Raw genomic sequence first — 26,093 nt, forward strand, 5'->3', positions numbered from 1 at the left:
GGGGCTCAAGCACACCGCCGAAGCTGTGGCATTCACATTTTTACCTCGCTTGGACGTGATTCCTTGTGCAGGTGTGTGGATGGGTAGGGGAGCGTCGTGCCGGGGGTGAAGCAGCGGGGTGACCCAGTTGTGGACGCGGCACGAGTGAGAATGCAGGCATGAGTAGCGAAAGAAGGGTGAGAAACCCTTCCGCCGGATGACCAAGGGTTCCAGGGCCAGGCTAATCCGCCCTGGGTGAGTCGGGACCTAAGGCGAGGCCGAGAGGCGTAGTCGATGGACAACGGGTTGATATTCCCGTACCCGCGAAGGAGCGACCCTGATGAACCTCGTTGTGCTAACCACCCGAACTGCCGGCGACCTTCGGGTCAATGGTGGGGAGCGTGGGAACCTGGCGGGTAGTAGTCAAGCGATGGGGTGACGCAGGAAGGTAGCTGAGCCCGGCCGGTGGTTGTGCCGGGGTAAGCGTGTAGGCCGTGTCATAGGCAAATCCGTGGCACATGAAGGCTGAGACGTGATGCCGAGCCGATTCAGGCGAAGTCAGTGATCCTATGCTGTCGAGAAAAGCCTCTAGCGAGTTCCGAGCGGCCCGTACCCCAAACCGACACAGGTGGTCAGGTAGAGAATACCGAGGCGATCGGGCGAACTGTGGTTAAGGAACTCGGCAAATTGCCCCCGTAACTTAGGGAGAAGGGGGGCCGGAGACGTGAAGCCCCGCGCGGGTGGAGCGTTGTATGGCCGCAGAGAGCAGGGGGAAGCGACTGTTTACTAAAAACACAGGTCCATGCGAAGAAGTAATTCGATGTATATGGACTGACGCCTGCCCGGTGCTGGAACGTTAAGGGGACCTGTTAGCTCTTTCGGGGGCGAAGCGGAGAACTTAAGCGCCAGTAAACGGCGGTGGTAACTATAACCATCCTAAGGTAGCGAAATTCCTTGTCGGGTAAGTTCCGACCTGCACGAATGGCGTAACGACTTCCCCACTGTCTCAACCACAGGCCCGGCGAAATTGCATTACGAGTAAAGATGCTCGTTACGCGCGGCAGGACGGAAAGACCCCGGGACCTTTACTATAGCTTGACATTGGTATCCGAATTAGCTTGTGTAGGATAGGTGGGAGCCGGTGAAGTCCATACGCCAGTATGGGTGGAGGCAATCTTGAAATACCACTCTGGTTGATTTGGGTATCTAACTTCGGACCGTTATCCGGTTCAGGGACAGTGTCTGGTGGGTAGTTTAACTGGGGCGGTTGCCTCCTAAAAGGTAACGGAGGCGCCCAAAGGTTCCCTCAGCCTGGTTGGCAATCAGGTGTTGAGTGCAAGTACACAAGGGAGCTTGACTGTGAGACTGACAGGTCGAGCAGGGACGAAAGTCGGGACTAGTGATCCGGCACTTGCGTGTGGAAGCGGTGTCGCTCAACGGATAAAAGGTACCCCGGGGATAACAGGCTGATCTTCCCCAAGAGTCCATATCGACGGGATGGTTTGGCACCTCGATGTCGGCTCGTCGCATCCTGGGGCTGTAGCAGGTCCCAAGGGTTGGGCTGTTCGCCCATTAAAGCGGTACGCGAGCTGGGTTTAGAACGTCGTGAGACAGTTCGGTCCCTATCCGCCGTGCGCGTAGGATACTTGAGAAGGGCTGTCCCTAGTACGAGAGGACCGGGACGGACGAACCTCTGGTGTGCCAGTTGTCCCGCCAGGGGCACGGCTGGTTAGCTACGTTCGGAAGGGATAACCGCTGAAAGCATCTAAGCGGGAAGCTCGCTTCAAGATGAGGTATCCCACCCACATTGTGGGGTAAGGCCCCCAGCTAGACGACTGGGTTGATAGGCCGGAAATGTAAGCCCGGTAACGGGTTCAGTTGACCGGTACTAATAGGCCGAGGACTTGACTACTAAGCTGCTACGCGTCCACTGTGCAACTCCCGACAAACGAACAACAGACCCGTTGGGTGTTGTTTGATATGTCGATAGAGTTACGGCGGTCATGGCGGAGGGGAAACGCCCGGTCACATTCCGAACCCGGAAGCTAAGCCCTCCAGCGCCGATGGTACTGCACTCGGGAGGGTGTGGGAGAGTAGGACACCGCCGGACAATCTTCCCGTCAGGGCCACCCTCTTCGAGGGTGGCCCTGACGCGTTTCCCACCCCGTATCCGGGGCGACCCGGACGCGGTCCGGGCGCTGGCATGGGCAGGGCGGCGGTGCCGGTGACGGCGGCAACCGCGCGGCGGACACGTCGGACCCCGCCACGTCGGCCACATGGTGCCGATCAAGGCCACTGTCGGCTGATCCACCCGGGTCCCCGGAACGGGCGAGCGGGCGGTGGGTCGTCAGCCGCGGGTCTGGATGCCCGCGCGGAGGTCGCGGAAGAGCGCGCTCGCGGCGTCGACGGTGCGGCCCGGGAACATGGCCATGACGACGCTGCCGTGGTCGGCCCACCCGCAGATGGCGAAGTCGCCGCCCTCACCGCTCGTGGTGCCGCACTTCATCGTGCCGCCCAGGTCGCCGGCGGCCACCTCACGCAGCCCGTTGACCTTGCCGGTCTCGTCGGACATCAGGCCGAAGAGGCTGTCCAGGTCGCGCTCCGGCTGCCAGAGCAGCGTGGTGCCGCCGAAGATGAGCACCGAGCGCTTGTCGTCGGCCGGGTCCCGGTAGACGTTGCCGAAGCTGCGGTCCAGCTCGATGTCGGCGGCGAAGCCGCTGCGGAGGTAGTCCGCGGTGCTGCGGGCCCGTTCACTGTCGTCGCGGGTCAGCCCGGCCACCTGCTCCGGGCTGGCCAGCCGGGTGTCCTTCTGCTGTGCCACCCGCCAACCGGCAACCCCCAGGGTGCCGGCCCCCGCGAGCCCGATCGCGAGCGCCACCGCCCACCCGATCCGTCGCCGCCGTGAATGGGCCGCCCGCGGCTCGGGGCCGTCAGCGTGCTCCCGGTTGCTCAGCCGGATGGGTTCCTCGGTCAGCTCGACAGGCTCGGGCTCGGGCCCGTCGCCGAGCTGGCGTTCGGTGAGATGTGCGTCGGACATAGCCGACACCGTACGCGAATGGCCGGTGGCGCACGTCAGGTCCGCGGAAGCCCTCCGTAGACTTTCTCGGGTGACCGAGAGACTGGATGCCCGACGCCCCGACGCCCCCACCCTGCCCGGCCAGTACCAGCCGGGTGAGGTAGAGCAGCGACGGTACGAGCAGTGGGTAACCGCCGGCCACTTCCGGGCGTCGGCGGAGAGCGACAAGCCGCCCTTCACCATCGTCATCCCGCCGCCGAACGTCACCGGTTCGCTGCACATGGGCCACGCGTTCGAGCACACCCTGATGGACGCGCTGAACCGGCGTAAGCGGATGCAGGGCTACGAGGCCCTGTGGCTGCCCGGCATGGACCACGCCGGCATCGCCACCCAGAACCTGGTCGAGCGGCAGCTCGCCGGCGAGGGGCTGTCCCGGCACGACCTGGGCCGCGAGAAGTTCGTCGAACGGGTCTGGCAGTGGAAGGCCGAGTCCGGCGGCGCCATCCTCGGCCAGATGCGCCGCCTCGGCGACGCGGTCGACTGGGACCGCGAGCGCTTCACCATGGACGAGGGCCTGTCGCGGGCCGTCCAGACCATGTTCAAGAAGCTCTTCGACGACGGGCTCATCTACCGGGCCAACCGGATCATCAACTGGTGCCCGCGCTGCCTCACCGCGCTCTCCGACATCGAGGTCGAGCACACCGACGACGAGGGCGAGCTGATCTCGATCCGGTACAGCGACGAGGTGGTGGTGGCCACCACCCGGGCCGAGACGATGCTCGGCGACACCGCCGTCGCGGTGCACCCGGACGACGAGCGGTACAAGCACCTGGTGGGCACCGAGGTCGAGCTGCCGCTCACCGGCCGACGGATCCCGATCGTCGCGGACGAGCACGTCGACCCGAGCTTCGGCACCGGCATGGTCAAGGTGACCCCGGCGCACGACCCCAACGACTTCGAGATCGGCCAGCGGCACGACCTGCCCTCGCTGACCGTGATGGACGAGCGTGGCGTGATCACCGTGCCGGGGCCGTTCGAGGGGCTGGACCGGTTCGAGGCGCGGCCGGCCATCGTCGCCGCGCTGCGCGAGCAGGGCCGGATCGTCTCGGAGAAGCGGCCGTACGTGCACGCGGTCGGCCACTGCTCGCGGTGCAAGACCACCGTCGAACCGCGCCTGTCGCTCCAGTGGTTCGTGAACACCGCGCCGCTGGCGAAGGCCGCCGGTGATGCGGTGCGGGACGGCCGGGTGAAGATCGAGCCGGCCGAGCTGGCCAAGCGCTACTTCGCCTGGGTCGACAACATGCACGACTGGTGCATCTCCCGGCAGCTCTGGTGGGGCCACCGCATCCCGGTCTGGTACGGCCCGGACGGCGAGATCGTCTGCGTCGGCCCGGACGAGCAGCCGCCGACCGGCGAGGGCTGGCGGCAGGACGAGGACGTCCTGGACACCTGGTTCTCCAGCGGGCTGTGGCCGTTCTCCACCCTCGGCTGGCCGGAGAAGACCCCGGACCTGGCCAAGTTCTATCCGACCAGCGTGCTGGTCACCGGGTACGACATCTTGTTCTTCTGGGTCGCCCGGATGATGATGTTCGGCCTGTACGCGATGGACGGGGTGCAGCCGTTCGACGTGGTCGCCCTGCACGGCATGGTCCGCGACGAGCACGGCAAGAAGATGTCCAAGTCGTTCGGCAACGTGGTCGACCCGCTGGACTGGATCGACCGGTTCGGTGCCGACGCCACCCGCTTCACGCTGGCGCGCGGCGCCAACCCGGGTCAGGACGTGCCGGTCAGCGAGGACTGGTGCCAGGGCTCCCGCAATTTCTGCAACAAGCTCTGGAACGCCACCCGGTTCGCGCTGATGAACGGCGCGCACACCGAGGGGCCGCTGCCGGTCGCCGAGCAGCTGTCGACCGTCGACCGGTGGATCCTGTCCCGGCTGGCGCACGTCACCGCCGAGGTGGATGGGCAGTTCGAGGCGTACGAGTTCGCGAAGGTCTGCGACCTGCTCTACCACTTCGCCTGGGACGACGTCTGCGACTGGTACGTCGAGCTGACCAAGCCGGTGCTCGCCGAGGGCGGCCCGGCGGCCGAGGTCACCCGCCGGGTGCTCGGCCACGTGCTCGACCACCTGCTCCGGCTGCTGCACCCGATCGTCCCGTTCGTCACCGAGGAGCTCTGGACCGCGCTCACCGGCGGCGAGACCGTGATGCGGGCCGCCTGGCCGGTCGCGGACCGTTCCCTGATCGACGACGCCGCGGAGGCGGAGGTCGGCACGGTGCAGCGGGTGGTGACCGAGGTCCGGCGGTTCCGCTCCGACCAGGGTCTTCGCCCCACCCAGCGGGTCGCGGCCCGGCTGGACGGCCTCGCCGGGGCCGGGGTCGCGGCGCACGAGTCGCTGATCCGCTCCCTGGCCCGGCTCGACCCGGCCGAGGACGGGTTCCAGGCCAGCGCGACGCTGGCCATGCCGGGCGAGGTGTCCGTGGCACTGGACACCCGCGGCACGATCGACGTGGCAGCCGAGCGTGCCCGGCTCACCAAGGACCGCGCGGCGGCCGAGAAGGAGGTCGCGCAGGCCCGGGCCAAGTTGGACAATCCGGCGTTCGTCGGCAAGGCGCCGGAGCCGGTGGTCGCCAAGATCCGGGACCGGCTCGCCACCGCCGAGGCCGACCTCGTCCGCATCGACGCGGCGCTGGAGGCGCTTTCCTCGTGACCGATCACCAGTCCTTCGCCGAGGTCGAGGCCGAGCTGGCCGGCCGCGGCTTCACCCGCATGGTCTTCGAGCTGGACCGGATCGAGTCCCTGCTCGACCTGCTCGGCAGTCCGCAGCGGGCGTACCCGTCGATCCACCTGACCGGCACCAATGGCAAGACCTCGACCGCCCGGATGATCGACTCGCTGCTGCGGGCGTTCGGGCTGCACACCGGCCGCTACACCAGCCCGCACCTGGAGACCGTCCGGGAGCGGATCAGCCTGGACGGCGAGCCGGTCAGCGAGGAGCGGTTCGCGGCCACCCACCGGGAGATCGCCCCGCTGGCCCGGCTGGTCGACGAGCGGTCGGCGGAGCCGCTGACGTACTTCGACATGACCACGGCGCTGGCCTTCGCCACCTTCGCCGACGCTCCGGTCGACGTCGCCGTGGTGGAGGTGGGTCTCGGCGGCGCCGAGGACTCGACCAACGTGATCCAGGCGGGGGTAGCGGTGATCACCCCGATCGGCCTCGACCACACCGAGTGGCTCGGCGACACGATCGAGGACATCGCCCTGCACAAGGCGGGCATCATCCACAAGGGCGCGACGGTCATCTCGGCGGCGCAGGAGGAGGAGGCGGCCCGCCCGATCCTGGAGCGCTGCGCCGAGGTCGGCGCGACCATCGCCCGCGAGGGCTCGGAGTTCGGCGTACTGCGGCGGGCGGTCGCCGTCGGCGGGCAGGTGCTCACCCTGCAGGGGCTCGGCGGCGTCTACGAGGAGGTGTTCATCCCGCTGCACGGCGCCCACCAGGCGCAGAACGCGGCCGTGGCCCTCGCGGCGGTCGAGGCGTTCCTCGGCGCCGGCGCCCGGCGCCAGCTCGACATCGAGGCCGTCCGCGAGGGCTTCGCCACGGCCAGCTCGCCGGGCCGGCTGGAGCGGGTACGCAGCGCGCCGACCATCCTGCTCGACGGCGCGCACAACCCGCACGGGATGGCCGCCACCGTCGCCGCGCTCCAGGAGGAGTTCGCGTTCAGCAAGCTGGTCGCGGTCGTCGGGGTGCTCGGCGACAAGGACGCGCCGGCCCTGCTGGAGCTGCTGGAGCCCGTCGTCGACCAGGTGGTGGTCACCCGGAACAGCTCGCCGCGGGCGTTGCCGGCGCGGGAGCTGGCCGCGATGGCCGCCGAGCTGTTCGGCCCGGAGCGGGTCGAGGTGGCCGAGGAGATGCCCGACGCCATCGAGACGGCGGTGGCGCTGGCCGAGGAGGACGTGCCCGGCGAGCTGAGCGGGGTGGGCGTGCTGATCACCGGATCGGTGGTGACCGTGGCCGACGCCCGCCGGCTGCTGAAGCGATGACCGGGCCGGAGCAGCCGACGACCGGCGGGCCGGAGCAGCGGTCGGCTGCCGGGCCGGAGCGGCCGGCGCCGGCCACCGGGCCCGCGCAGCCGGCCACCGGGCCGGGGGAGCAGCCGGCCACCGGGCCGGGGGAGCAGCCGGCTACCGGGGCGGAGGAGCCGCGCCGGTCGGGGCTGCGGGACCCGGAGCGGGCGGTCCGGAGTCTCGGCGCCGGCGCGCTGGGCATCGAGGCGCTGGTGCTGCTGCTCGCCATCCAGCCGATCCGGGCGGTGGGGGCAGACCTGGGCGGCCCGGCGATCGGCGCGGTGGTGGCACTGGCCGTGGCGGCGGTGGTCCTGGCCGGGATGATGCGCCGGCCGTGGGCCTGGCACGCGGGCACCGTCCTGCAGGGGTTGCTGATTCTCGGCGGCCTGCTGCACTGGTCGCTGCTGGCGCTCGGCGTGATCTTCGCTCTGGCGTGGGCCTACGCCCTGCACGTCCGCCGCGTCATCCTCGGTTGACCCACCGCACCGCAGCGGGAGGGCACTCGTTCACGGAACGGGTGCCCTCTTTCCCGGTCGGGGTCAGGCGTCGGCGCGTTCCCGCCACTGGGTGAGGGCGATGCCGTGGCCGTCGGGGTCGCGGAAGGCGGCCGCCCACACCTCCAGCTTCGTGCCCCGGTTGACCACGCGTGGCGCGTACGTGAAGCGGACGCCGGAGCCGCGCAGCCGCGCGTACGCCGCCTGGATGTCGCCGACCTCGAGGTTGACGTGCACCAGCCGGCGGCTGACCGGCGCGGCCTCGGTCACCTCGCGCAGCACCAGGCGGGTCGCCCCGGACGCGAGCACCGCGTTGCCGGACCCGCGGTCGAGCTCGGCGAACCCGAGCACGTCCCGGTAGAAGTCGAGCGAACGGGACAGGTCGGTGACCAGCAGCGTCAGCCCGACCCCGCTGATCGGGGCGTCGTCCTCGATCGGATCGACCTCGGCGGCCTCCGGCTCGTACCCGAAGATGGCCTCGTCCAGCTCCGCCGGGGTGACCTCTTCGTCGCGTGCCGGCTCGCGGGGCGGCGCGGGGTCGTCCAGCGGCAGGTCGAGGGGGTCGAGCGGATCCACCGTGCGGGGCGGTGCCGGCGGTGCGGCGCCGGCGGCCGCGTCGCGGGCGTCGAACCGCTCCTCCGCCGGGGTACGGGGGGCCGGGGTGGCTCGGCGTGGCAGTGGGTTGACCACCGACGGCTCGACCAGCGTCCCCTCCAGCACCACCGGGCCGCCCGGACGCTGGTGCACCACCACGGGCTCGCGCTCCTCGGGCGGGACGCCCGGGTCGTCGCGCAGCGGGTCGGAGGCGAGCGGGTCGGGGGCGAGGGGGTCGCGGAGGTCGTCCCGGAAGTCGTCCTCGGCGGAGCGGCCCGCCCACGGCGGCGCGTCCTGCTCGATCAGCACCTCGTCCAGCGGCTCGGGCCCGGCGTACTCGGGTGGCAGGTCGGCGGTCGCCGCGGCGGCGGTCTCGGCGTGCGTGGGCACCTCGTCCCAGAGCACCCGGACGTGCCGCTGGTCGTCGAGGGCGACCCGGATCGGCAGGGTCTGCCCGAGCGACGGCCACTTCGAGACCGGCACCCGCGGCTCGATGATCTTCTTGCTCCGCGGCGGCAGCCCCGGTGCGTCGATGACCAGTTGCAGCTCGCACCGGCCGAACGCGTACTGGGTGGGCGGCTCCGACGCGCTGTGCACGTGGCCCTCGCCGATCACCCAGGTGCGCCCGCCGGCCCGCACCGTGGCCAGCGCGATCGCGAGCACCAGCAGGGCGACCCCGAGCGCCACGATGGCCCAGCTGGTCATGCCGAGGCCGAAGAGGATCACGAAGGTGGCCACGGTGCCGAGCACCGCGGCGATCAGCTTGCGTACCGGCGCGATGGGTCGGCTCCCGCCATTCGCCACAGTGGACCTCCCGGGGGTCAAGGGCCAGGCTAGGCCGGAGGGGCTGCCGGGGGAAAGGCCAGCCGCCGCGCCGGCGCCGGGACCGGATCGCTAGGCTGACCGTACCCAGCCCGACCGCCTTCCGCGCACAGGAGGAACCCAGCGTGTCCAGCAGCACCCCCGATGAGCGCAGCCTCGTACTGATCAAGCCGGACGCGGTCCGCCGCGGGCTGGTCGGCGAGGTCATCTCCCGCTTCGAGCGCAAGGGGCTGCGGATCGACGCCATGGTGATCCGGACGATGGACGCCGCCCTGGCCGACGAGCACTACGCCGAGCACGTGGACAAGCCGTTCTACCCGCCGCTGAAGACCTTCATGACCGGTGGGCCGCTGGTGGCCCTGGTGCTCTCCGGCGACCAGGTCATCGAGGTGGTCCGCGGGCTGGTCGGCGCCACCGACGGACGCCGGGCCGCCGCCGGCACCATCCGCGGCGACTTCTCCCTGTCCAACCGGGAGAACCTGGTGCACGCCTCCGACTCGGCGGACAGCGCGAAGCGCGAGATCGCGCTCTGGTTCCCCGAGCTGGGCTGACACCTCAGCCGGCTCCTTGGCTGACGACCGCGGCCGGTGCGCGTCGCGCACCGGCCGGGGGTCACCATCCGAGGAGGCTCACGCCTCCGTCGGCGGCTGCGTCCGCGTGGTCACCGCGATCCGGTTCCACACGTTGATCGTCGCGATCGCCATAACCAGGTCGGCCAGCTCCTTCTCCGACCACTGCTTCGCGGCGGCGTCCCAGACCTCGTCCGGTACGCCGTGCTCGCCGAGGTGGGTGACCGCGTCGGTGAGCGCCAGCGCCGTCCGTTCCCGCTCGTCGAAGAACGGCGACTCCCGCCAGGCCGCGACGGCGAAGAGCCGCCGGCTCGACTCGCCGGCCCGCAGCGCGTCCGTGCTGTGCATGTCGACGCAGTACGCGCAGCCGTTCAGCATCGACGCCCGCAGCTTCACCAGCTCGAGCACGGTGTGGTCGACGTTCGCCCGGACGTACTTCTCCAGCCCCAGCACCGCCTGGTAGGCCTCCGGCGCCACCTCGGCCGCGTTCATCCGCTGCATCTGAAATCCTCCCTGATCGGTGTGACACCGCTATGACGGCGCGATCGGGGTGCGGCGTGACAGCCACGGCCTGTGACGCCGGTCATGACCGGTCAGCGGACGTTCCGGCCGTCGCCACTCGGAGCGCCGCCACCGGTCATGTCCGCCCGGTAGACCGACGGGGTCAGTCAGTCCCCGATCCGGGAGGAACGATGACGGAGCTTGATCGACGTACGTTGCTGCGTGCCGGCCTGGTGGCCGGCGCGGGTGTCGCCGGTGGTGGCCTTCTCGGCGCGGGTGCCGCGCCGGCCGCACCGGGGTGGCGGCCGGCCGGGCGGCCGGTGCTGACCCACGGCGTGCAGAGCGGCGAGGCGACGGCGGACTCGGCGCTGTGTGGACGCGCGCCGACCGCCCCGGGCGGATGCTGGTGGAGGTGAGCCGCCGATCCGACTTCCGGGGCGCGCGGGTGCGGCTGCGCGGCCTGCCCGCCGGCGAGCGTCTGCACTACCGGGTCCGGGTGGAGAGCCTGGACCGGCACGGGCTGGCCAGCGAGCCGTTGCGCGGCGTGCTGACCACCGCGCCCGACCCGCACGACCGGCGGGACGTCCGGTTCGTCTGGACCGGCGACATCGCCGGGCAGGGCTGGGGGATCGCCCCGGACTTCGGCGGCATGTCGATCTTCCGGGCCATGCGCGCCACCCGTCCCGACTTCTACCTGTGCAGCGGCGACACGATCTACGCCGACGGCCCGATCGGCGAGAGCGTGACCCGTGCCGGACGGCCGGATCTGGCGCAACCTGGTCACCCCGGAGAAGAGCAAGGTCGCCGAGACGCTGACCGAGTACCGGGGCCAGTACGCGTACAACCTGCTCGACGAGCACCTGCACCGGTTCGTCGCCGAGGTGCCGCAGGTCAACCAGTGGGACGACCACGAGGTGACCAACAACTGGTACCCGGGCGAGGTGCTGACCGACGAGCGGTACACCGAGCGCCGCGTCGACGTGCTCGCCGCCCGGGCGCGGCAGGCGTTCGGCGAGTGGGTACCGGGACCGCTCGACGGACGGCTGTACCGGCGGCTGTCGTACGGGCGGCGGCTGGACGTCTTCGTGCTGGACATGCGGACCTGGAAGGACGCGAACGACGGCAACACCTACGCCGACCCCCGCCGCGGTCTGCTCGGCCGGGCACAGCGGGAGTGGCTGATCCGGGAACTGACCCGGTCCCGGGCCACCTGGAAGGTGATCGCCGCCGACCTGCCGCTGGGGCTGGTCGTGCCGGACGGCCCCGGCGCCCAGGAGGGCGTGGCCCAGGGCGACCCGGGCGTACCGGCCGGCCGTGAGCTGGAATTCGCCCAGGTGCTCGGGGCGGCGCACCGAGCCGGGGTGACCGGGATCGTCTTCCTCACCGCCGACGTGCACTACACCGCCGCGCACCACTACGACCCGGCCCGGGCCGCGGTCGCCGACTTCACCCCGTTCTGGGAGTTCGTCTCCGGGCCGGCGCACGCCGGAGCCTTCGGCCCGAACGCGCTGGACGGCACGTTCGGTCCGCGGGCCGTCTTCGTGCACGCCCCGCCGCGGGCGAACACGTCCCCGGCGGAGGGTTTCCAGCACTTCGGCGAGGTGGGCGTCGACGGGGCGACCGGCGCGTTCACGGTCCACCTGCGGGACCGGGACGGCGTCTCCCTCTGGAGCACGACTCTCCCGGCCCCGACCCGCTGACCGCTGCGCCCGGCCGACAGCGCAGGTGTGGTGGACGGCGTTCCGGCGGCGTCGCGGTCAGCGGGCCGCCGGGCCGCCGTCCACCAGCACCTCGCGCGGCCGGGAAGGTCCGGCGATCGCGCCGGACGTGCCGGTGCCGCCGGTGGCGTCGGCGCCGTCGGTGGCGTCCGTCGGGCCGGGGCGCGGTACCCGTGCGGCCAGCCGGCGCCCTACGTTGATCATGGGTAGCTCGATCCACCGGTACAGCACGTCCGCGCCGAGCAGTCCCACCACCAGGGCGCCCAGGAACAGGCCGGTGCCGCGGTGCCCGATCGCCGGGACCAGCCCGGCCGCCGTCCGCGCGGCGATGGTCTGGATCAGATACATCGAGTACGACCGCTCACCCACGAAGGCCAGTGGGCGCAGGCCCAGTCCGCGTGCCAGCGCGCTGCGGGAGAGCAGGGCCGGCAGCAGCAGCGCCGCGGCGGCGGCGTAGCCGCCGATCAGCAGTTCCTGACCGAGCCGGGCCGGCCAGAGCTGCACGGACACGTGCACCGCGACGAAGGCGACGATGGCCACGGTGGCGGTCACCGGGTGGGTCAGCGGCCGGACCAGGGCGAAGCCCCGGGGGTGGTGCATGACCACCGCCGTCAGGCAGCCGAGCAGGATGGCGACGTAGTGGACCGGCCAGCTCAGCCAGCCCACGTCCGGCGGAGTCAGCGCGATGAAGAGCGCGAGCAGGCCGACCGTCACCGCCAGCCGTCGGCGGAACGCGGCGGTCACCACCACGAACGCGACGGCGGGCCAGAACAAATAGAACTTCTGTTCGATCCCGATCGTCCAGGAGTGCAGGTACGGCGCGCTCGACGGCAGGAATTCGTTGAGGAGGAGCAGGTAGTACCTCAGCAGGCGTTCGATCGTGCCGGCGCCGCCGTCGAGTCGCGCGAGCGCCCAGGTCAGGAAGAGCACCAGCAGGTAGACCGGCATGATCCGGAAGAACCGACGCAGGTAGAAGGCGCGCAGCGAGACCTTGCCGTGCCGGTCCTCCTCGCGCAGCAGCAGCGTCGTGATCAGGAAGCCGGAGAGCACGAAGAACAGGTGTACGCCGATCCAGCCGGACAGCCACGTCCAGTGCGGCCCGCCGTAGTGGAAGGCGAAGACCATGATCGCGGCTAGCGCCCGCAGGCCGTCCAGGGCGGGAAATCGACGCATGGCCTGGAACTCGTCCCACCGCAGCGAACGCACCGGCGAAGTCTGCGCGAGCGGGCCAGCGGGGTCAAGCCGCATGGATGGGGCCGGATACGGGCACACCCGTGGGAGGAGGGTGGCGGGCACACCCGTCAGGGAAGGTGGCCGCGTCCGCTACCGTGACACCGCCTGCTTCGCACACGAACCGCCGGAGGACCAGTGCCGCTGCTCTACACCATCGGCAAGCTCACCGTGGCGCCCACGCTGCGGTTGGCGTTCCGCCCGACCGTGGAGGGGCTGGAGCACGTGCCGGAGACCGGTGGCGCGATCCTCGCCGGCAACCACCTCTCGGTGGCCGACGAGCTGTTCGTCGGCACGGTGGTGCCGCGGCACCTGGCGTTCTGGGCCAAGTCCGAGTACTTCAAGGGCACCGGGCTGAAGGGCGCGTTCTCCAAATTCGTCCTCACCGGGCTCGGCGCCATCCCGGTCGAGCGGGCCGGCGGTCGGGCCGCGCTCACCGCGTTCGACGCGGCCATCCCGGCGCTCAAGGGTGGCGACCTGGTGGTGGTCTACCCGGAGGGGACCCGGTCGCCCGACGGGCGGCTCTACCGGGGTCGCACCGGCGCGGTCCGGTTGGCCATCTCCGCCGGCGTGCCGATCATCCCTGTCGGCATGATCGGCACCGAGAAGGTGCAGCCGATCGGCGCGCGGGTGCCCCGCCCGGGCTCCGGCAAGGTCATCGTCCGGTTCGGCAAGCCGCTGGACTTCACCGGCCGACCGGACGACCGCACCTCGCTGCGCGCGATGACCGACGAGTTGATGGCCGAGATCCAGAAGCTCACCGGCCAGGAGTACGTCGCCCGGTACGCCCCGCCGCGCGCGCACCCGGACCCGGTCCGCGACGGCCCGGTCTGACCGGCCTCACGGCGGCGCGTTGCCGCGCCGTTTCTCCTGGTCGACGACCGCGTCCATGTCCGGTAGCCGGTTGAGCTGGGCCAGTTGCCGGGCCATCCGGGCGTTCTTCGGGATCCGGTCCTGGTTCCGGGCCAGGAAGGCCCAGTAGCCGGCGGTGTACGGGCAGCCCTTCTCGCCGAGGCGCTGCTTCGGGTCGTACCGGCAGCCACCGCAGTAGTCGCTCATCCGGTTGATGTACGACCCGCCGGCGACGTACGGCTTGGTGGTCATCCGGCCGAGGTCGGCGTACTGGCTCATGCCGACGACGTTCACCGTCATCACCCAGGCGTAGCCGTCGACGAAGCTGCGGTGGAAGAAGTCCACCATCTCGGCGGGCCGCCAGCCGCGTTGCAGCGCGTAGTTGCCGAGCACCATGAGCCGGGGGATGTGGTGCACCCAGCCGTGGTCGCGCAGGTCGGTCAGGACGTCGGCGAGGCAGTGCGCCTCGACGGCGTCGGCGTCCAGGTCACGGAACCAGTCCGGTACCGACCGGCGCGCGGCGAGCTGGTTGGCGCCCTGGTAGCCGGGTTCGAAGTACCAGTACAGGTTCCAGATGTAGTCGCGCCAGCCGATGATCTGCCGGATGAACCCCTCCACGCTGGGCAGCGGCGCGCCCTGCCGGCGGTAGGCCTGCTCGGCGCCCCGGACAGCCTCCATCGGGTCGAGCAGGCCCAGGTTGAACGAGGAGGAGAGCAGGCTGTGCGCCATCCACGGATCGGCGGAGAGCATCGCGTCCTCGTACGGCCCGAACTGCGCCAGCCGGTGCCGGAGGAAGTGCCGCAGCCGGGCCCGGGCCTCCCCGGTGGTGGCCGGAAAGCGGCGGGGACCGTCCCGGCCGACGAACCGGATGCCGTCCCGTTCCCACCGGTCGAGGTCCGCCCGGACCTCGGCGTCGATGTCGTCCTCCTTCGGCATCGGGGGCGGGGGCACCTCGAGGCGCTCGACCCCCTTCGGCGGCGGCTCCCGGTTCTCCGGGTCCAGGCTCCACCGGCCGCCGACCGGCTCGTCCCCCTCGACGAGCACCCGGTGGTGCTGGCGGGCGAAGCGGTAGAAGGCCTCCATCCGCAGCGCCCCCCGCCGGTCGTCGGCCCACTCGGAGAAGTCGTCGATCGCGGTGACGAAGCCGCGCGGCGGCAGCACGGTCACCTGGTCGAGCCCACGGACGAACCGCAGTGCCGCCCGCGAGGTCGGGTGGCACACCTCGAGCGGCTCGCGGACCTTTCGTAGCGCCTCGCGGTAGGTCTCGCTGCGGAGGTGGATCGCCTGGTCGCCGAGTTCCGCGGCGCGGTGCCGCAGGGCGGACAGGAGCAGGTGCGCCTTCTGCCGGTGGAAGGCGCGGCGCCGGAAGACCGCCTTCGACTCGATCAGCAGCACCGGTTGGCGGCGGTCGTCGAGGAAGTGCGGCCCCAGCTGGTCGGCGAAGAGCCACCGCCGCGACATGCCCCTATTGTCGCCCTTGCGGTGGCTTGCGCCGGGACCAAAAGGTGAATTCGAAAGGTGTGTCGCCTCAGTTCTGGTCCGCGGTGACGATCTGCTCGCGCAGGTCGTGAAGCAGAGCGGCGCTGTCCGCCACGTCGAGCCGGGTGAACACGCCGGTGGCGATGCTGCCGTGGTCGACCGAGGTGCAGACCACCACGCCGCCGCCGTCGGTGCGGCCCACCGCGCAGCGCGCGTAGCGCCCCCGTACGCCGGTGTCGACGTCCTCCACGGAGTCGAGCCGGTACTGCTGGGAGAGCCGCGCGATCTCGGCGTCCGCGTCCGCCTCGGGGGTCAGCCGGAAGCCGGTCCCGCCGAAGACGGTGACCCGCTTGCCGTCCGGAGTGGCGTAGACGCCGGCGAACGTGTCCTCGGCCAGCCAGTGCGCCTTGCGGACATCCGTCTCCAGCTGCCGGACGGCCTGCTCGCTGCGGCTGTCGTCGCGCAGCGACAGGTCGTCCACCTGCGCCGGAAGGCTGGCGTTGGCCGGGTACTGCGTCCAGATCGGTTTGCCGTAGTAGGCGGGGCAGCCGCAGCAGCAGGCGAGTGTGAGCAGCAGCAGCCACGGCCAGCGGCGCCGCTTGCGGACCGGGACCGGGACGTACCCCCGGGGGGCCCGCCAGCCGGCCGGTGGCGCGGCCGGCGGCGGCGTGGACGACCGCTTCTTCTTCGACCGGCGCTGCTTCGGCGGCGCCGGTGGTGGCGCGGGCGGTGCCGGGCGGGCCGTGACCGGCGGGCGGGACGCCGGCGGCGACATCGGTGGCGGCGCCGGGTGCGGTGGCGCCGGGTGCGGTGGCGCCGGATACGCGACCGGCGGTGGTGGCGCCGGGTGCGCCGGCGAGAGCGGAGGCGGCGCGGGCGGACCGGCATAGGGGCGGGTCGGCGGCGGCGCCGGGTAGGGCAGCGTCGGCGGGAGCGCCGGCAGCTCGGCCGAGGGCAGGTCCCAACCGCCGGTGTCCGCCCCGGCCCACGGATCGACCGGCGCCCGGTGCTCGGGAAGCTCCTGCGGCGCGGGTGGCACCGGCGTCGGCTCGGCCGACTCGCCCCAGGCACGCCGCCGGGGCAGCGGCGGCGGCACCGAGGCGGAGCCGCTCCAGCGGGCCGGCGGGGGATCGGCCTCGCCGGCCGGCAGCCAGCGGGTGCCGGACGGCCCGTCGGCGCCCGGCGTCGGATCGTCGCCGGCCGGCGGCTCGTCGTCGGCGTCGACGAGCGTCGCGCTGTCGTCGGCGTCGGCGGGCGTCGCGCTGTCGTCGGCGTCGCCGGACGCCGGATCCGCCAGCCGGCGGGTGCCGTCCGGGCCGTTGCCCGGTGGCTCGGCCACGGCGGTGTCGCTCTCGTCGGCGGGGGCGGTGGTCGCCCGCGGTCCGCCCGCCGAGGGCCCGGGCGGGGCCGCCGGGTCGGTCGCGACCCGGGGCGGTGCGGGTTCGTCGGCTTCGGGCTCCGGCGGGGCCGCCGGGTCCGGGCGGGAGGCGCCCTCCGGCGGTACGGGGGAGGAGGTCGTGTCCCCGGCGACGGCCGGATCGCGGTCCGGCCCCGTGCCCGGGGTGCTCCCGTCGGCCGGCCGGTCTGCCCCCGGCTGCGGCTCCGGCATCGCGGCAATCTCCTCTCGCGCCGGTCCGAGGTTAGTACCGATGTGCCACCGCCGGCGATCCGCCCACCGGCCGCCGGCGTACGCTGAGGCGCCCAACGCCGGTCGGCGGCGGCTGACCAGGGCCGCGACCCGGGGCGGCGGGACTTCCCGGCGGACCGGTCCGGCGCGACGGCGTGGCACCGGCGTGCGCGCGGCAGCCGGCGGGCGAGCGCGTACCCTTGGGCATCATGAGCGTCCCGTCCACCACTCCGCGCCCTGTCGCGGCCAACTCCGTGTGGCCCCGGCTGGAGCCGCTGCTGCCCCAGGTGACCAAGCCGATCCAGTACGTCGGCGGCGAGTTGGGCGCGGTCGTCAAGGACTGGGACGTGGCCACCGTGCGCTGGGCGTTGATGTACCCCGACGCGTACGAGGTCGGCCTGCCCAACCAGGGCGTGCAGATCCTCTACGAGGTGCTCAACGAGCTGCCCGACGTGCTGGCCGAGCGGACGTACGCGGTCTGGCCGGACCTGGAGAACCTGATGCGCGCCCACGGCGTGCCGCAGTTCACCGTCGACGCCCACCGCCCGGTGCGCGACTTCGACGTCTTCGGCATCTCGTTCGCGACCGAGCTGGGCTACACCAACCTGCTCACCGCCATCGACCTGGCCGGCATCCCGCTGCTCGCGGCCGACCGCACCGACGCCGACCCGGTGATCGTGGCCGGCGGGCACGCCGCGTTCAACCCGGAGCCGATCGCCGACTTCGTCGACGCCGCCGTGCTCGGCGACGGCGAGGAGGCGGTCCTGGAGATCAGCACGATCGTCCGGGAGTGGAAGGCCGAGGGCTCCCCGGGCGGCCGGGACGAGCTGCTGCTGCGGCTGGCCCGCACCGAGAGCGTCTACGTGCCGCGCTTCTACGACGTGGACTACCTCCCGGACGGCCGGATCCAGCGGGTCGTGCCGAACCGGCCGGACGTGCCGTTCCGGGTGCACAAGCGTACGACGATGGACCTGGACGCCTGGCCGTACCCGAAGAAGCCGCTGGTTCCGCTGGCCGAGACGGTCCACGAGCGCTACGCGGTGGAGATCTTCCGGGGCTGCACCCGCGGTTGCCGCTTCTGCCAGGCGGGCATGATCACCCGGCCGGTGCGGGAACGCTCCATCACCACCGTGGGGCAGATGGTGCAGGAGGGGCTGGAGTTCTCCGGCTTCCACGAGGTGGGCCTGCTCTCGCTCTCCTCCGCCGACCACTCCGAGATCGGCGACATGTGCTCGGGCCTGGCCCAGCAGTACGAGGGCACTAACGTCTCGCTGTCGCTGCCGTCGACCCGGGTAGACGCCTTCAACATCGACCTGGCGCAGGAGCTGTCCCGCAACGGGCGGCGGACCGGCCTGACCTTCGCCCCGGAGGGCGGGTCGGAGCGGATCCGCAAGGTGATCAACAAGATGGTGTCGGAGGAGGATCTCATCCGCACCGTCGTCACCGCGTACACCAACGGCTGGCGGCAGGTGAAGCTCTACTTCATGTGCGGCCTGCCCACCGAGACCGACGACGACGTGCTCCAGATCGCCCGGATGGCCCACGAGGTGATCAAGGCCGGGCGGGCCGCCACCGGGTCGAAGGACATCCGCTGCACGGTGTCCATCGGCGGGTTCGTGCCGAAGCCGCACACCCCGTTCCAGTGGGCCGCGATGGAGCGGCCGGAGGTGATCGACAACCGGCTCCGGCTGCTCAAGCAGGCGATCAACGCGGACCGTTCGCTGGGCCGGGCGATCGGCTACCGCTACCACGACGGTGAGCCCTCGCTGATCGAGGGCCTGCTGAGCCGCGGCGACCGGCGGGTGGGCGCGGTGATCCGCCGGGCCTGGGAGAACGGCGGCCGGTTCGACGGCTGGAGCGAGCACTTCTCCTACCAGCGCTGGGTGGACGCCGCGGCCGAGGTGCTGCCGGCGTTCGGGGTGGATCTCGACTGGTACACGACCCGCGAGCGGGACCAGCTCGAGGTGCTGCCCTGGGACCACCTGGACTCCGGGCTGGACAAGGACTGGCTCTGGCAGGACTGGCAGGACGCCATGTCCGAGTACGAACAGGATGACTGCCGGTGGACCCCGTGTTTCGACTGCGGCGTCTGTCCGTCGATGGACACGGAGATCCAGATCGGCCCGACCGGGAAGAAGCTGCTCCCGCTCACCCCGATCAAGGGTCTGAAGGTTTCCAGCGCCGTCCAGCCGTGACCCCCCGTCCCCCGCGCCTGAGGCGCGGAGGCGCCGGCCGGTCGTGACGATCCCCCCGGGCGGGACGAAACGTCATGATCTACCGGTTCTGACATCCGAGGAGCACGACGATCAGTAAGAGACCACAGCCGGAGGGCGGGCAGGCGCCCGTCGTCCAGCGTGTCCGGATCCGGTACGCCAAGCGCGGACCGCTGCGGTTCACCTCGCACCGGGACTTCGCCCGGGCCTTCGAGCGGGCCGTACGGCGGGCCGGCGTACCGATCGCGTACTCGCAGGGCTTCACCCCGCACCCCAAGATCTCGTACGCCAGCGCCGCGCCGACCGGGGTGGCGAGCGAGGCGGAGTACCTGGAGATCGGACTTCAGGCGCCGGTCGACCCGCCCGCGCTGTGCGCCGCGCTGGACGCCGCGCTCTCGCCCGGACTGGACGTGCTGGAGGCGGTGGTGGCGACCGGCGGCAGCCTGGCCGACCGGATCGAGGCGTCCTCCTGGCGGATCGAGCTGCCAGAGGTCGACCCGACGGCGCTCCGGAGCGCGGTGGACGCCTTCACCGCCGCCGGCGAGGTGCTGGTCGAGCGGATGACCAAGCAGGGGCGGCGTACCTTCGACGCCCGCGGTGCGGTCATCGCCGTCGATGTGGCGGCACCGGCGGCGACGCCTTCCGGGGGACCGGCCGTACCGTGTGCGATACTCGAAGTGGTCGTGCGGCAGGTCACCCCGTCCGTACGGCCCGATGACGTCCTTTCCGGCCTCCGCGTGGTGGCCGACCTGGAGCCGCCGGTTCCGCCACGGGTGACCCGGCTGGCTCAGGGCACGCTGACCGCGCAAGGCGAGATCGTGGATCCGTTGGATGCGGACCGCGACGGGGCAACCATCGGTGAACGCTGACCGACGGTCAGCGTTCTGGTAGGCAGACTTCGGCCGGTCGCGCACCGCGCGCACCGGGCGGAAACACTTTTGCGGCGACCCTGCGTGGCAGCGCTCACCCGCGCCCGGGGTAGCCAGAACTGGAGAACGTCCATGCTCGAGAACGAGCCCGAGGGCGGCGAACGGACCGGCTCACAGCCGGCCGGGGAGACCGCCGAGCAGCAGCACAACCCCGTCGACGGGGGTGGCGCGGAGGGCGCGGTCGGCACGGCCGACCTGACGGGCGGCGACGCCGCCGAGCCCACTCCGACCAAGCGGGCCCGGGCGACCCGCCGCCGGGCCGCCCCGGCCAACCAGCCGGAGCAGACGGATGCGCCGGTCGAGGCGCCCGCCGCGGGCGCCGGCAGCGCGGAGTCCCCGCAGGCGGAGGTGTTCGCCCCGATCTCCGGCGACCTCGACGGCGCCCCGAAGACCCCGCGTCGCCGGCGTAAGGCGACCGCCGCGAGGGCCGCCGAGGAGCCGTTGGTCGCGGCGGAGGCCGAGGAGGCCTCCCCGGAGGTCGTCCCGCCGGTCAAGGTGACCCGTACCCGGCGGAAGAAGACCACCGCCGCGGCGGCTGAGCCGGCCGCGGAGTCGCCGGCCGAGGCCGCGACCGGCGAACCGGCCCGCACCAGCGGCGCCGAGGACGTGTCCGGCGAGGTCCCGCCCGGGGCGGCCGTGGCCGGGACCACCGAGCAGTTGACCGAGCCGGCGGAGGCCGCCGAGCCGGAGCAGCCGCGTACCCGCCGGCGGCGGGCGGCGCTCTCCGCGCCCACCGTGCTGTTCATGGCCCCGCAGGCGGAGGCCGTGCCGGTCGCCCGGGTGGTCGAGCCCGCTCCCGCCCCGGCCGCGGAGGAGCCGGCGGCCGAGGAGCCGGCCGAGCCGTCCCGCCGCCGCCGGCGCGGCCGCCGCGACGCCGAGCCGGTGGAGCCGGTCGAGGCGGTCGAGGCGGAGGAGGAGCCGACCGAGGAGGTCGAGGAGGCCGCCGAGGCGGAAGACGAGGACGAGGACACCCTCGCGGCTCGGCGCCGGCGCCGGCGCGGCCGTCGTGGCCGGGGCCGGGGCAAGGGCGGCGCCGACGAGGCCGAGGACGAGGAGTCCGAGGAGGCGGCGCAGGCCGAGGCCGAGGCCGAGGCCGAGTCCGAGGCCGAGGGCGACGAGGACGAGGAGGCCGAGGGCGGGGACGGGATGACCCGTCGTCGCCGCCGGCGCCGCCGCCGGGGTGCCGGCGACGTCGAGGCGGGCGCGGACGACGGTGTCCCCACCGTGGTGAAGATCCGCGAGCCGCGCCGGACCGTCGACGAGGTACAGGGCGTCTCCGGCTCGACGCGGCTGGAGGCCAAGCGCCAGCGCCGCCGGGACGGCCGGGAGCAGCGGCGTACGCGGCCGCCGATCCTCAGCGAGTCGGAGTTCCTGGCCCGCCGCGAGGCGGTCGACCGGGTGATGGCGGTCCGGCAGCGCGGCGACCGCACCCAGATCGCGGTGCTCGAGGACGGCGTGCTGGTCGAGCACTACGTCACCCGCAACTCGTCCGGCACCATGGCCGGCAACGTCTACCTGGGCAAGGTGCAGAACGTGCTGCCCAGCATGGAGGCGGCGTTCGTCGACGTCGGCCGGGGCCGCAACGCGGTGCTCTACGCCGGCGAGGTCAACTGGGACACAACCGGCCTGGAGGGGCGCGCCCGCTCGATCGAGCAGGCCCTCAAGTCCGGCGACTCGGTGCTGGTGCAGGTCACCAAGGACCCGATCGGGCACAAGGGCGCCCGGCTGACCAGCCACATCGCGCTCTCCGGCCGGCACCTGGTCTACGTGCCGAACGGCAACGCGTCCGGGATCAGCCGCAAGCTGCCGGACACCGAGCGCAAGCGGCTGCGAGACGTGCTGAAGAAGCTGGTCCCGGACGGCGCGGGCGTGATCGTCCGGACGGCCGCCGAGGGCGCCAGCGAGGACGAGCTGGCCCGGGACGTCAAGCGGCTCCAGGCGCAGTGGGAAGACATCCAGGCCAAGGCGGCCGAGGGCGGTGCCCCGGTGCTGCTCTACGAGGAGCCCGACCTGGTCATCCGGGTGGTCCGGGACCTCTTCAACGAGGACTTCCGCGAGCTGGTCATCGAGGGCGAGCAGTCCTACGACATGGTCGAGTCGTACCTGTCGCACGTCTCGCCCGACCTGGTCGCCCGGCTGCGCCGGCACGTCGGCACCACCGACGTGTTCGCCGAGTACCGGATCGACGAGCAGATCATCAAGGGCCTGGACCGGAAGGTCTTCCTGCCCTCGGGCGGATCGCTCGTGATCGACCGGACCGAGGCGATGACCGTGGTCGACGTCAACACCGGTAAGTACACCGGTGCCGGGGGCAACCTGGAGGAGACGGTCACCCGGAACAATCTCGAGGCCGCCGAGGAGATCGTCCGCCAGCTCCGGCTGCGCGACATCGGTGGCATCGTGGTGATCGACTTCATCGACATGGTGCTGGAGTCGAACCGCGAGCTGGTGCTGCGCCGGCTGACCGAGTGCCTCGGTCGGGACCGCACCAAGCACCAAGTCACCGAGATCACCTCGCTCGGCCTGGTGCAGATGACCCGCAAGCGGATCGGCGCCGGCCTGCTGGAGGCGTTCAGCGAGACCTGCGAGTGCTGCAAGGGCCGCGGCGTGATCATCCACACCGAGCCGGTTCCGGAGAAGCCGCGTGCCGGTGGGGCGGGGGAGAAGGTCAAGGCGGTCGCCTCGGCCGTCGCCAGCCCGGCCGCCGAGACCGGCGGCGGGTCGCGGCGCCGGGCGCGCAAGAGCGCCCCGGCCGAGCGGACGGTGGCCGAGGTCACCGAGACCGGGACGGAACCCGGCGCCGACACCGACTACTACGACACGATGGGCTACGACCTGTCCCGCTACGAGGCGGACACCGCGGCCGCGCCGGCCGTCGCCGACAGCCAGGAGGGCGAGTCGGCCCGGCTGGCCGCCGCGGACGACCCGGACGCACTCGGCGACGAGGCCGAGGAGGAGGCCGAGGGGGCCGTCGGCCGACGTCGGTCCCGCCGCGGCGGCGCCCGGCGGCGTACCCGTCCGTGACGGGCTGACCAGGCAGGTGTTTCGCAGGGCCCCACTCCGGCAAGGTGACCGGAGTGGGGCCCTGCCCCGTACCGGCGATGGGGGACCGGTCACCCGGTCAGGAGGAGAAGATGCGTCGTCTGCTCGCCACCGGCGTGCTGGTGGCCGGGCTCTGGTCGGCGGCCGGCTGCGCGGGTGACCCGCCGGGCGCCGATGTGCCGGAGACCACCACGCCGAGCGCGGCCGGCACCGCCACCACGGCGGGGGCGGGCACGGCCGGCGGTGGGAACACCCCGGCGGTCTGCGCCGCCGCGCAGGAGGCCGGCGCGACAGGAATCCGGACGTACGTCGAGGAAGTGGGCAGGATGGTCGCGGCGGTCGGCGCGAACGACAGCGCCACCGCGGAGGCCGCCCGGCAGCGGGCCGAGGCCGCGCTCGTCGGCTGGCGGAGCGCGCTGCGGCAGCAGTCGGCCGAGGCCACCGACCCGGAGCTGAGGACGCTGCTCAGCGACATGAGCACCGAGGTCGACGCGATGGGCGCCGACGTCGCCGCGATCGACGAGACCGAGCTGGACCGCCTCCAGCAACGCCTCGACCAGCTGTGCCCGCGCTGACCGTCCGGGTCGGTTTGGGCAGCGGGCGGGGCATGGCGTACTCTTGCCGGTGGCGCACTTTGGTGTGCCGAGTTCCCGCGTGCCCGCGCCACCGGTGCCACTGCTACCCGGCGAGCCGCCGCGGGGACGACCGCCAGCAGCCTCAACGACAGGGAGTCCGCCTCCGATGTACGCGATCGTCAAGACCGGCGGCAAGCAGTACAAGGTCGCCGAGGGCGACGTGATCGAGGTCGAGAAGCTCACCGGTGCCCCCGGTGACGCGGTGAAGCTCACCGCGGTGCTCCTCGTCGACGGTGACGACCTGGTGACCGACGCGGCGAAGCTTGCCAAGGTCGCGGTGTCCGGCGAGATCGCCGCGCACACCAAGGGCCCGAAGATCCGGATCCACAAGTTCAAGAACAAGACCGGCTACCACAAGCGCCAGGGTCACCGCCAGCCGCTGACCCAGGTCAAGGTGACCGGCATCTCCAGCGGGAAGTAGGTCGTCCTCCAATGGCTCACAAAAAGGGTGCGTCCAGCTCGCGTAACGGCCGTGACTCCGCGGCCCAGCGGCTCGGCGTGAAGCGCTTCGGTGGTCAGGTCGTCAGCGCCGGCGAGATCATCGTCCGGCAGCGTGGCACCAAGTTCCACCCCGGTGACCTGGTCGGCCGTGGCGGCGACGACACGCTCTTCGCGCTGTCCGCCGGTGCGGTCCAGTTCGGCACCAAGCGGGGTCGCAAGACCGTCAGCATCGTGCCGCAGCAGTAGCTCGAAGGCGTTGCGGGCCGCGGACCTCCGGGTCCCGGCCCGCTTCGTTTTTTCTCGCGCGGGGCGATCCCCGCTGGAAGGATTGACGTCGTGACGACGTTCGTTGACCGGGTCGTCCTGCACATGCTGGCCGGCGACGGCGGGCACGGCTGTGTCTCGATCCACCGGGAGAAGTTCAAGCCCTTCGGCGGCCCGGACGGCGGCAACGGCGGGCACGGCGGCAGCGTCTCGCTGGTCGTCGACCCGCAGGTGACCACACTGCTGGACTTCCACTTCCGTCCGCACATGAAGGCCGAGAACGGCAAGGGCGGCGCCGGCTCGAACCGGGACGGCGCGAACGGCCATGACCTGGTCATCAAGGTGCCGAACGGCACCGTGGTGCAGACCCTCGACGGCACGGTCCTGGCCGACATGGTCGGCGCGGGCACCACCTTCGAGGCGGCCCGGGGCGGGCGCGGTGGTCGCGGCAACGCGTCGCTCGCCAACGCCCGGCGCAAGGCGCCCGGCTTCGCCGAGCTCGGCGAACCCGGCGACAAGCTGGACGTGGTGCTGGAGCTGAAGAGCGTCGCCGACGTCGGCCTGGTCGGCTATCCGTCGGCCGGCAAGTCGTCGCTGATCTCGGTGATCTCCGCCGCCAAGCCGAAGATCGCCGACTACCCGTTCACCACCCTGGTGCCCAACCTCGGCGTGGTCCGGGTGGACAACCACACCTTCACCGTCGCCGACGTGCCCGGTCTGATTCCCGGCGCGGCCAGCGGCAAGGGCCTGGGCCTGGAGTTCCTCCGGCACATCGAGCGCTGCGCGGTGCTGGTGCACGTCATCGACACCGCGACGCTGGAACTCGACCGGGACCCGCTGGCCGACATCGACACCATCGAGGCGGAGCTGAACGAGTACGGCGGCCTGGCCGACCGGCCCCGGCTGGTGGCGCTCAACAAGGTCGACGTACCGGACGGCCGGGACCTGGCCGAGATCGTCCGGCCCGACCTCGAGGCGCGCGGCTTCCGGGTGTTCGAGGTCTCCGCCGCCACCCGGGAGGGGCTGAAGGAGCTCACGTACGCGATGGCGGAGCTGGTCGAGGCGGCCCGTGCGGCGGCCCCGCCGGCCGAGCCGACCCGGATCGTGATCCGGCCCACCGCGGTGGACGACGCCGGGTTCACCATCGAGGCGGAGCCGGACGGCTCGTACACCGTGCGTGGCGTACGTCCGGAGCGCTGGGTCCGGCAGACGAACTTCGACAACGACGAGGCGGTCGGCTACCTGGCCGACCGGCTGGCCCGGCTCGGCGTCGAGGAGAAGCTGGCCAAGTCCGGCGCGCAGCCCGGTGACCTCGTGCGGATCGGCGAGCGTGAGTTCGACTGGCAGCCCACGCTCTACGCCGGTGTCGACTTCGTTCCGGGCAACCGGGGCACCGACATTCGCCTGGAGGAGAAGTCGACCCGGGCCAACGCGGCCGAGCGGCTGGCCGCCCGCAAGGCACGGCGGCAGCGACCGGCGGACGAGATCGAGGCTGGCGAGACCGAGACCGAGACCGAGACCGAGACCGAGACCGAGACCGAGATCGAGATCGAGGCGGGCGCGACGGCCGAGGACGTCGACGACGCCCAATAGCTCCGTTCCGTCCGTGATCGGGTCGTTCTG

18 protein-coding genes, 2 rRNA genes and 1 pseudogene (1 of these 21 only partly in view) are annotated in these 26,093 nt (G+C 72.0%); 15 read left to right on the plus strand and 6 right to left on the minus strand.

What is annotated here, in order from left to right:
- Both O7603_RS27710 and rrf read left to right on the plus strand, forming a co-directional pair.
- Positions 1-1,891, plus strand: a 23S ribosomal RNA gene (locus O7603_RS27710) (it extends 1,219 nt beyond the left edge of the window).
- An 81-nt stretch (positions 1,892-1,972) separates the two neighbouring features.
- Positions 1,973-2,089 (plus strand): 5S ribosomal RNA (gene rrf / locus O7603_RS27715).
- Between the two features lie 237 nt (positions 2,090-2,326).
- Here rrf and O7603_RS27720 read toward each other — a convergent pair.
- Entirely contained in the window at positions 2,327-3,016 is a 690-nt protein-coding gene (locus tag O7603_RS27720; protein WP_281572671.1) for a hypothetical protein, read from the minus strand.
- A gap of 70 nt (positions 3,017-3,086) precedes the next feature.
- On the opposite strand from O7603_RS27720, the gene O7603_RS27725 reads away from it, so the two are divergent.
- The 3 genes from O7603_RS27725 to O7603_RS27735 are packed head-to-tail and all read left to right on the plus strand — an operon-like array spanning position 3,087 to position 7,536.
- A complete protein-coding gene (locus O7603_RS27725; RefSeq protein WP_281572672.1) occupies positions 3,087-5,705 on the plus strand; it encodes a valine--tRNA ligase in 2,619 nt (872 codons plus the stop codon).
- Positions 5,702-7,036 (plus strand): folylpolyglutamate synthase/dihydrofolate synthase family protein, encoded by a 1,335-nt coding sequence (locus tag O7603_RS27730; protein WP_281572673.1) that lies wholly within the window; start codon positions 5,702-5,704, stop codon positions 7,034-7,036. The genes O7603_RS27725 and O7603_RS27730 overlap by 4 nt, the downstream gene beginning before the upstream one ends.
- A complete protein-coding gene (locus tag O7603_RS27735) occupies positions 7,033-7,536 on the plus strand; it encodes a DUF4233 domain-containing protein (protein ID WP_281572674.1) in 504 nt (167 codons plus the stop codon). Before O7603_RS27730 ends, O7603_RS27735 begins: the two co-directional genes overlap by 4 nt.
- 63 nt (positions 7,537-7,599) lie before the next feature.
- Here O7603_RS27735 and O7603_RS27740 read toward each other — a convergent pair whose 3' ends face one another.
- The gene (locus tag O7603_RS27740) at positions 7,600-8,952 is read right to left on the minus strand and encodes a VOC family protein (RefSeq protein ID WP_281572675.1); all 1,353 of its coding nucleotides are present in this window, start codon (positions 8,950-8,952) and stop codon (positions 7,600-7,602) included.
- A 143-nt stretch (positions 8,953-9,095) separates the two neighbouring features.
- Between O7603_RS27740 and ndk the strand changes: the two genes are divergently transcribed.
- A complete protein-coding gene (gene ndk / locus O7603_RS27745; RefSeq protein WP_281572676.1) occupies positions 9,096-9,521 on the plus strand; it encodes a nucleoside-diphosphate kinase in 426 nt (141 codons plus the stop codon).
- A gap of 78 nt (positions 9,522-9,599) precedes the next feature.
- On the opposite strand, the gene O7603_RS27750 is transcribed toward ndk, so the two are convergent.
- The gene (locus tag O7603_RS27750) at positions 9,600-10,040 is read right to left on the minus strand and encodes a carboxymuconolactone decarboxylase family protein (protein ID WP_281572677.1); all 441 of its coding nucleotides are present in this window, start codon (positions 10,038-10,040) and stop codon (positions 9,600-9,602) included.
- Positions 10,041-10,231: 191 nt separating this feature from the next.
- On the opposite strand from O7603_RS27750, the pseudogene O7603_RS27755 reads away from it, so the two are divergent.
- Positions 10,232-11,740, plus strand: a pseudogene (locus tag O7603_RS27755) (alkaline phosphatase D family protein).
- 57 nt (positions 11,741-11,797) lie between these two features.
- On the opposite strand, the gene O7603_RS27760 reads toward O7603_RS27755, so the two are convergent.
- Positions 11,798-12,964, minus strand: a complete 1,167-nt coding sequence (locus O7603_RS27760; protein WP_281572678.1) for an acyltransferase — start codon at positions 12,962-12,964, stop codon at positions 11,798-11,800.
- A 162-nt stretch (positions 12,965-13,126) separates the two neighbouring features.
- On the opposite strand from O7603_RS27760, the gene O7603_RS27765 reads away from it, so the two are divergent.
- Positions 13,127-13,822, plus strand: a complete 696-nt coding sequence (locus O7603_RS27765) for a lysophospholipid acyltransferase family protein (RefSeq protein ID WP_281572679.1) — start codon at positions 13,127-13,129, stop codon at positions 13,820-13,822.
- 6 nt (positions 13,823-13,828) lie between these two features.
- Here the strand turns inward: O7603_RS27765 and O7603_RS27770 are convergent, their stop codons facing one another.
- Both O7603_RS27770 and O7603_RS27775 read right to left on the minus strand, forming a co-directional pair.
- On the minus strand, positions 13,829-15,301 hold the full coding sequence (locus tag O7603_RS27770; RefSeq protein WP_281572680.1) for a cryptochrome/photolyase family protein: 1,473 nt from the start codon (positions 15,299-15,301) through the stop codon (positions 13,829-13,831).
- Between the two features lie 67 nt (positions 15,302-15,368).
- Positions 15,369-16,928 (minus strand): hypothetical protein, encoded by a 1,560-nt coding sequence (locus O7603_RS27775; protein ID WP_281572681.1) that lies wholly within the window; start codon positions 16,926-16,928, stop codon positions 15,369-15,371.
- A 227-nt stretch (positions 16,929-17,155) separates the two neighbouring features.
- Here O7603_RS27775 and O7603_RS27780 point away from each other — a divergent pair, with 227 nt between their 5' ends.
- The 7 genes from O7603_RS27780 to obgE all read left to right on the plus strand — a co-directional run bounded on the left by O7603_RS27780 (position 17,156) and on the right by obgE (position 26,063).
- Positions 17,156-19,141 carry a TIGR03960 family B12-binding radical SAM protein gene (locus tag O7603_RS27780; protein ID WP_281572682.1) on the plus strand — a complete coding sequence of 662 codons (1,986 nt, stop codon included), beginning with the start codon at positions 17,156-17,158 and terminating at the stop codon, positions 19,139-19,141.
- A gap of 167 nt (positions 19,142-19,308) precedes the next feature.
- A complete protein-coding gene (locus O7603_RS27785; protein ID WP_281576838.1) occupies positions 19,309-20,028 on the plus strand; it encodes a TIGR03936 family radical SAM-associated protein in 720 nt (239 codons plus the stop codon).
- A 132-nt stretch (positions 20,029-20,160) separates the two neighbouring features.
- Entirely contained in the window at positions 20,161-23,112 is a 2,952-nt protein-coding gene (locus tag O7603_RS27790) for an Rne/Rng family ribonuclease (RefSeq protein ID WP_281572683.1), read from the plus strand.
- A gap of 110 nt (positions 23,113-23,222) precedes the next feature.
- Positions 23,223-23,705: a hypothetical protein gene (locus O7603_RS27795; protein WP_281572684.1), complete on the plus strand. Its 483-nt coding sequence runs from the start codon at positions 23,223-23,225 to the stop codon at positions 23,703-23,705.
- A 166-nt stretch (positions 23,706-23,871) separates the two neighbouring features.
- On the plus strand, positions 23,872-24,186 hold the full coding sequence (gene rplU, locus O7603_RS27800; RefSeq protein WP_067312477.1) for a 50S ribosomal protein L21: 315 nt from the start codon (positions 23,872-23,874) through the stop codon (positions 24,184-24,186).
- An 11-nt stretch (positions 24,187-24,197) separates the two neighbouring features.
- On the plus strand, positions 24,198-24,452 hold the full coding sequence (gene rpmA, locus O7603_RS27805; protein WP_120678837.1) for a 50S ribosomal protein L27: 255 nt from the start codon (positions 24,198-24,200) through the stop codon (positions 24,450-24,452).
- Positions 24,453-24,542: 90 nt separating this feature from the next.
- The gene (obgE, locus tag O7603_RS27810; RefSeq protein WP_281572685.1) at positions 24,543-26,063 is read left to right on the plus strand and encodes a GTPase ObgE; all 1,521 of its coding nucleotides are present in this window, start codon (positions 24,543-24,545) and stop codon (positions 26,061-26,063) included.
- Positions 26,064-26,093 lie beyond the last annotated feature (30 nt).

It is taken from the genome of Micromonospora sp. WMMD812, assembly GCF_027497215.1.
Classification (GTDB): Bacteria; Actinomycetota; Actinomycetes; order Mycobacteriales; family Micromonosporaceae; genus Micromonospora.

What these genes read in the sequence shown, in the direction of transcription:
- O7603_RS27735 (WP_281572674.1), top strand. Translation starts at nt 7,033, where the DNA reads ATGACCGGGCCGGAGCAGCCGACGACCGGCGGGCCGGAGCAGCGGTCG.
- rplU (WP_067312477.1), top strand. Translation starts at nt 23,872, where the DNA reads ATGTACGCGATCGTCAAGACCGGCGGCAAGCAGTACAAGGTCGCCGAG.
- O7603_RS27780 (WP_281572682.1), top strand. Translation starts at nt 17,156, where the DNA reads ATGAGCGTCCCGTCCACCACTCCGCGCCCTGTCGCGGCCAACTCCGTG.
- rpmA (WP_120678837.1), top strand. Translation starts at nt 24,198, where the DNA reads ATGGCTCACAAAAAGGGTGCGTCCAGCTCGCGTAACGGCCGTGACTCC.
- O7603_RS27790 (WP_281572683.1), top strand. Translation starts at nt 20,161, where the DNA reads ATGCTCGAGAACGAGCCCGAGGGCGGCGAACGGACCGGCTCACAGCCG.
- O7603_RS27770 (WP_281572680.1), bottom strand. Translation starts at nt 15,301, where the DNA reads ATGTCGCGGCGGTGGCTCTTCGCCGACCAGCTGGGGCCGCACTTCCTC.
- O7603_RS27750 (WP_281572677.1), bottom strand. Translation starts at nt 10,040, where the DNA reads ATGCAGCGGATGAACGCGGCCGAGGTGGCGCCGGAGGCCTACCAGGCG.
- O7603_RS27795 (WP_281572684.1), top strand. Translation starts at nt 23,223, where the DNA reads ATGCGTCGTCTGCTCGCCACCGGCGTGCTGGTGGCCGGGCTCTGGTCG.
- O7603_RS27720 (WP_281572671.1), bottom strand. Translation starts at nt 3,016, where the DNA reads ATGTCCGACGCACATCTCACCGAACGCCAGCTCGGCGACGGGCCCGAG.
- O7603_RS27775 (WP_281572681.1), bottom strand. Translation starts at nt 16,928, where the DNA reads ATGCCGGAGCCGCAGCCGGGGGCAGACCGGCCGGCCGACGGGAGCACC.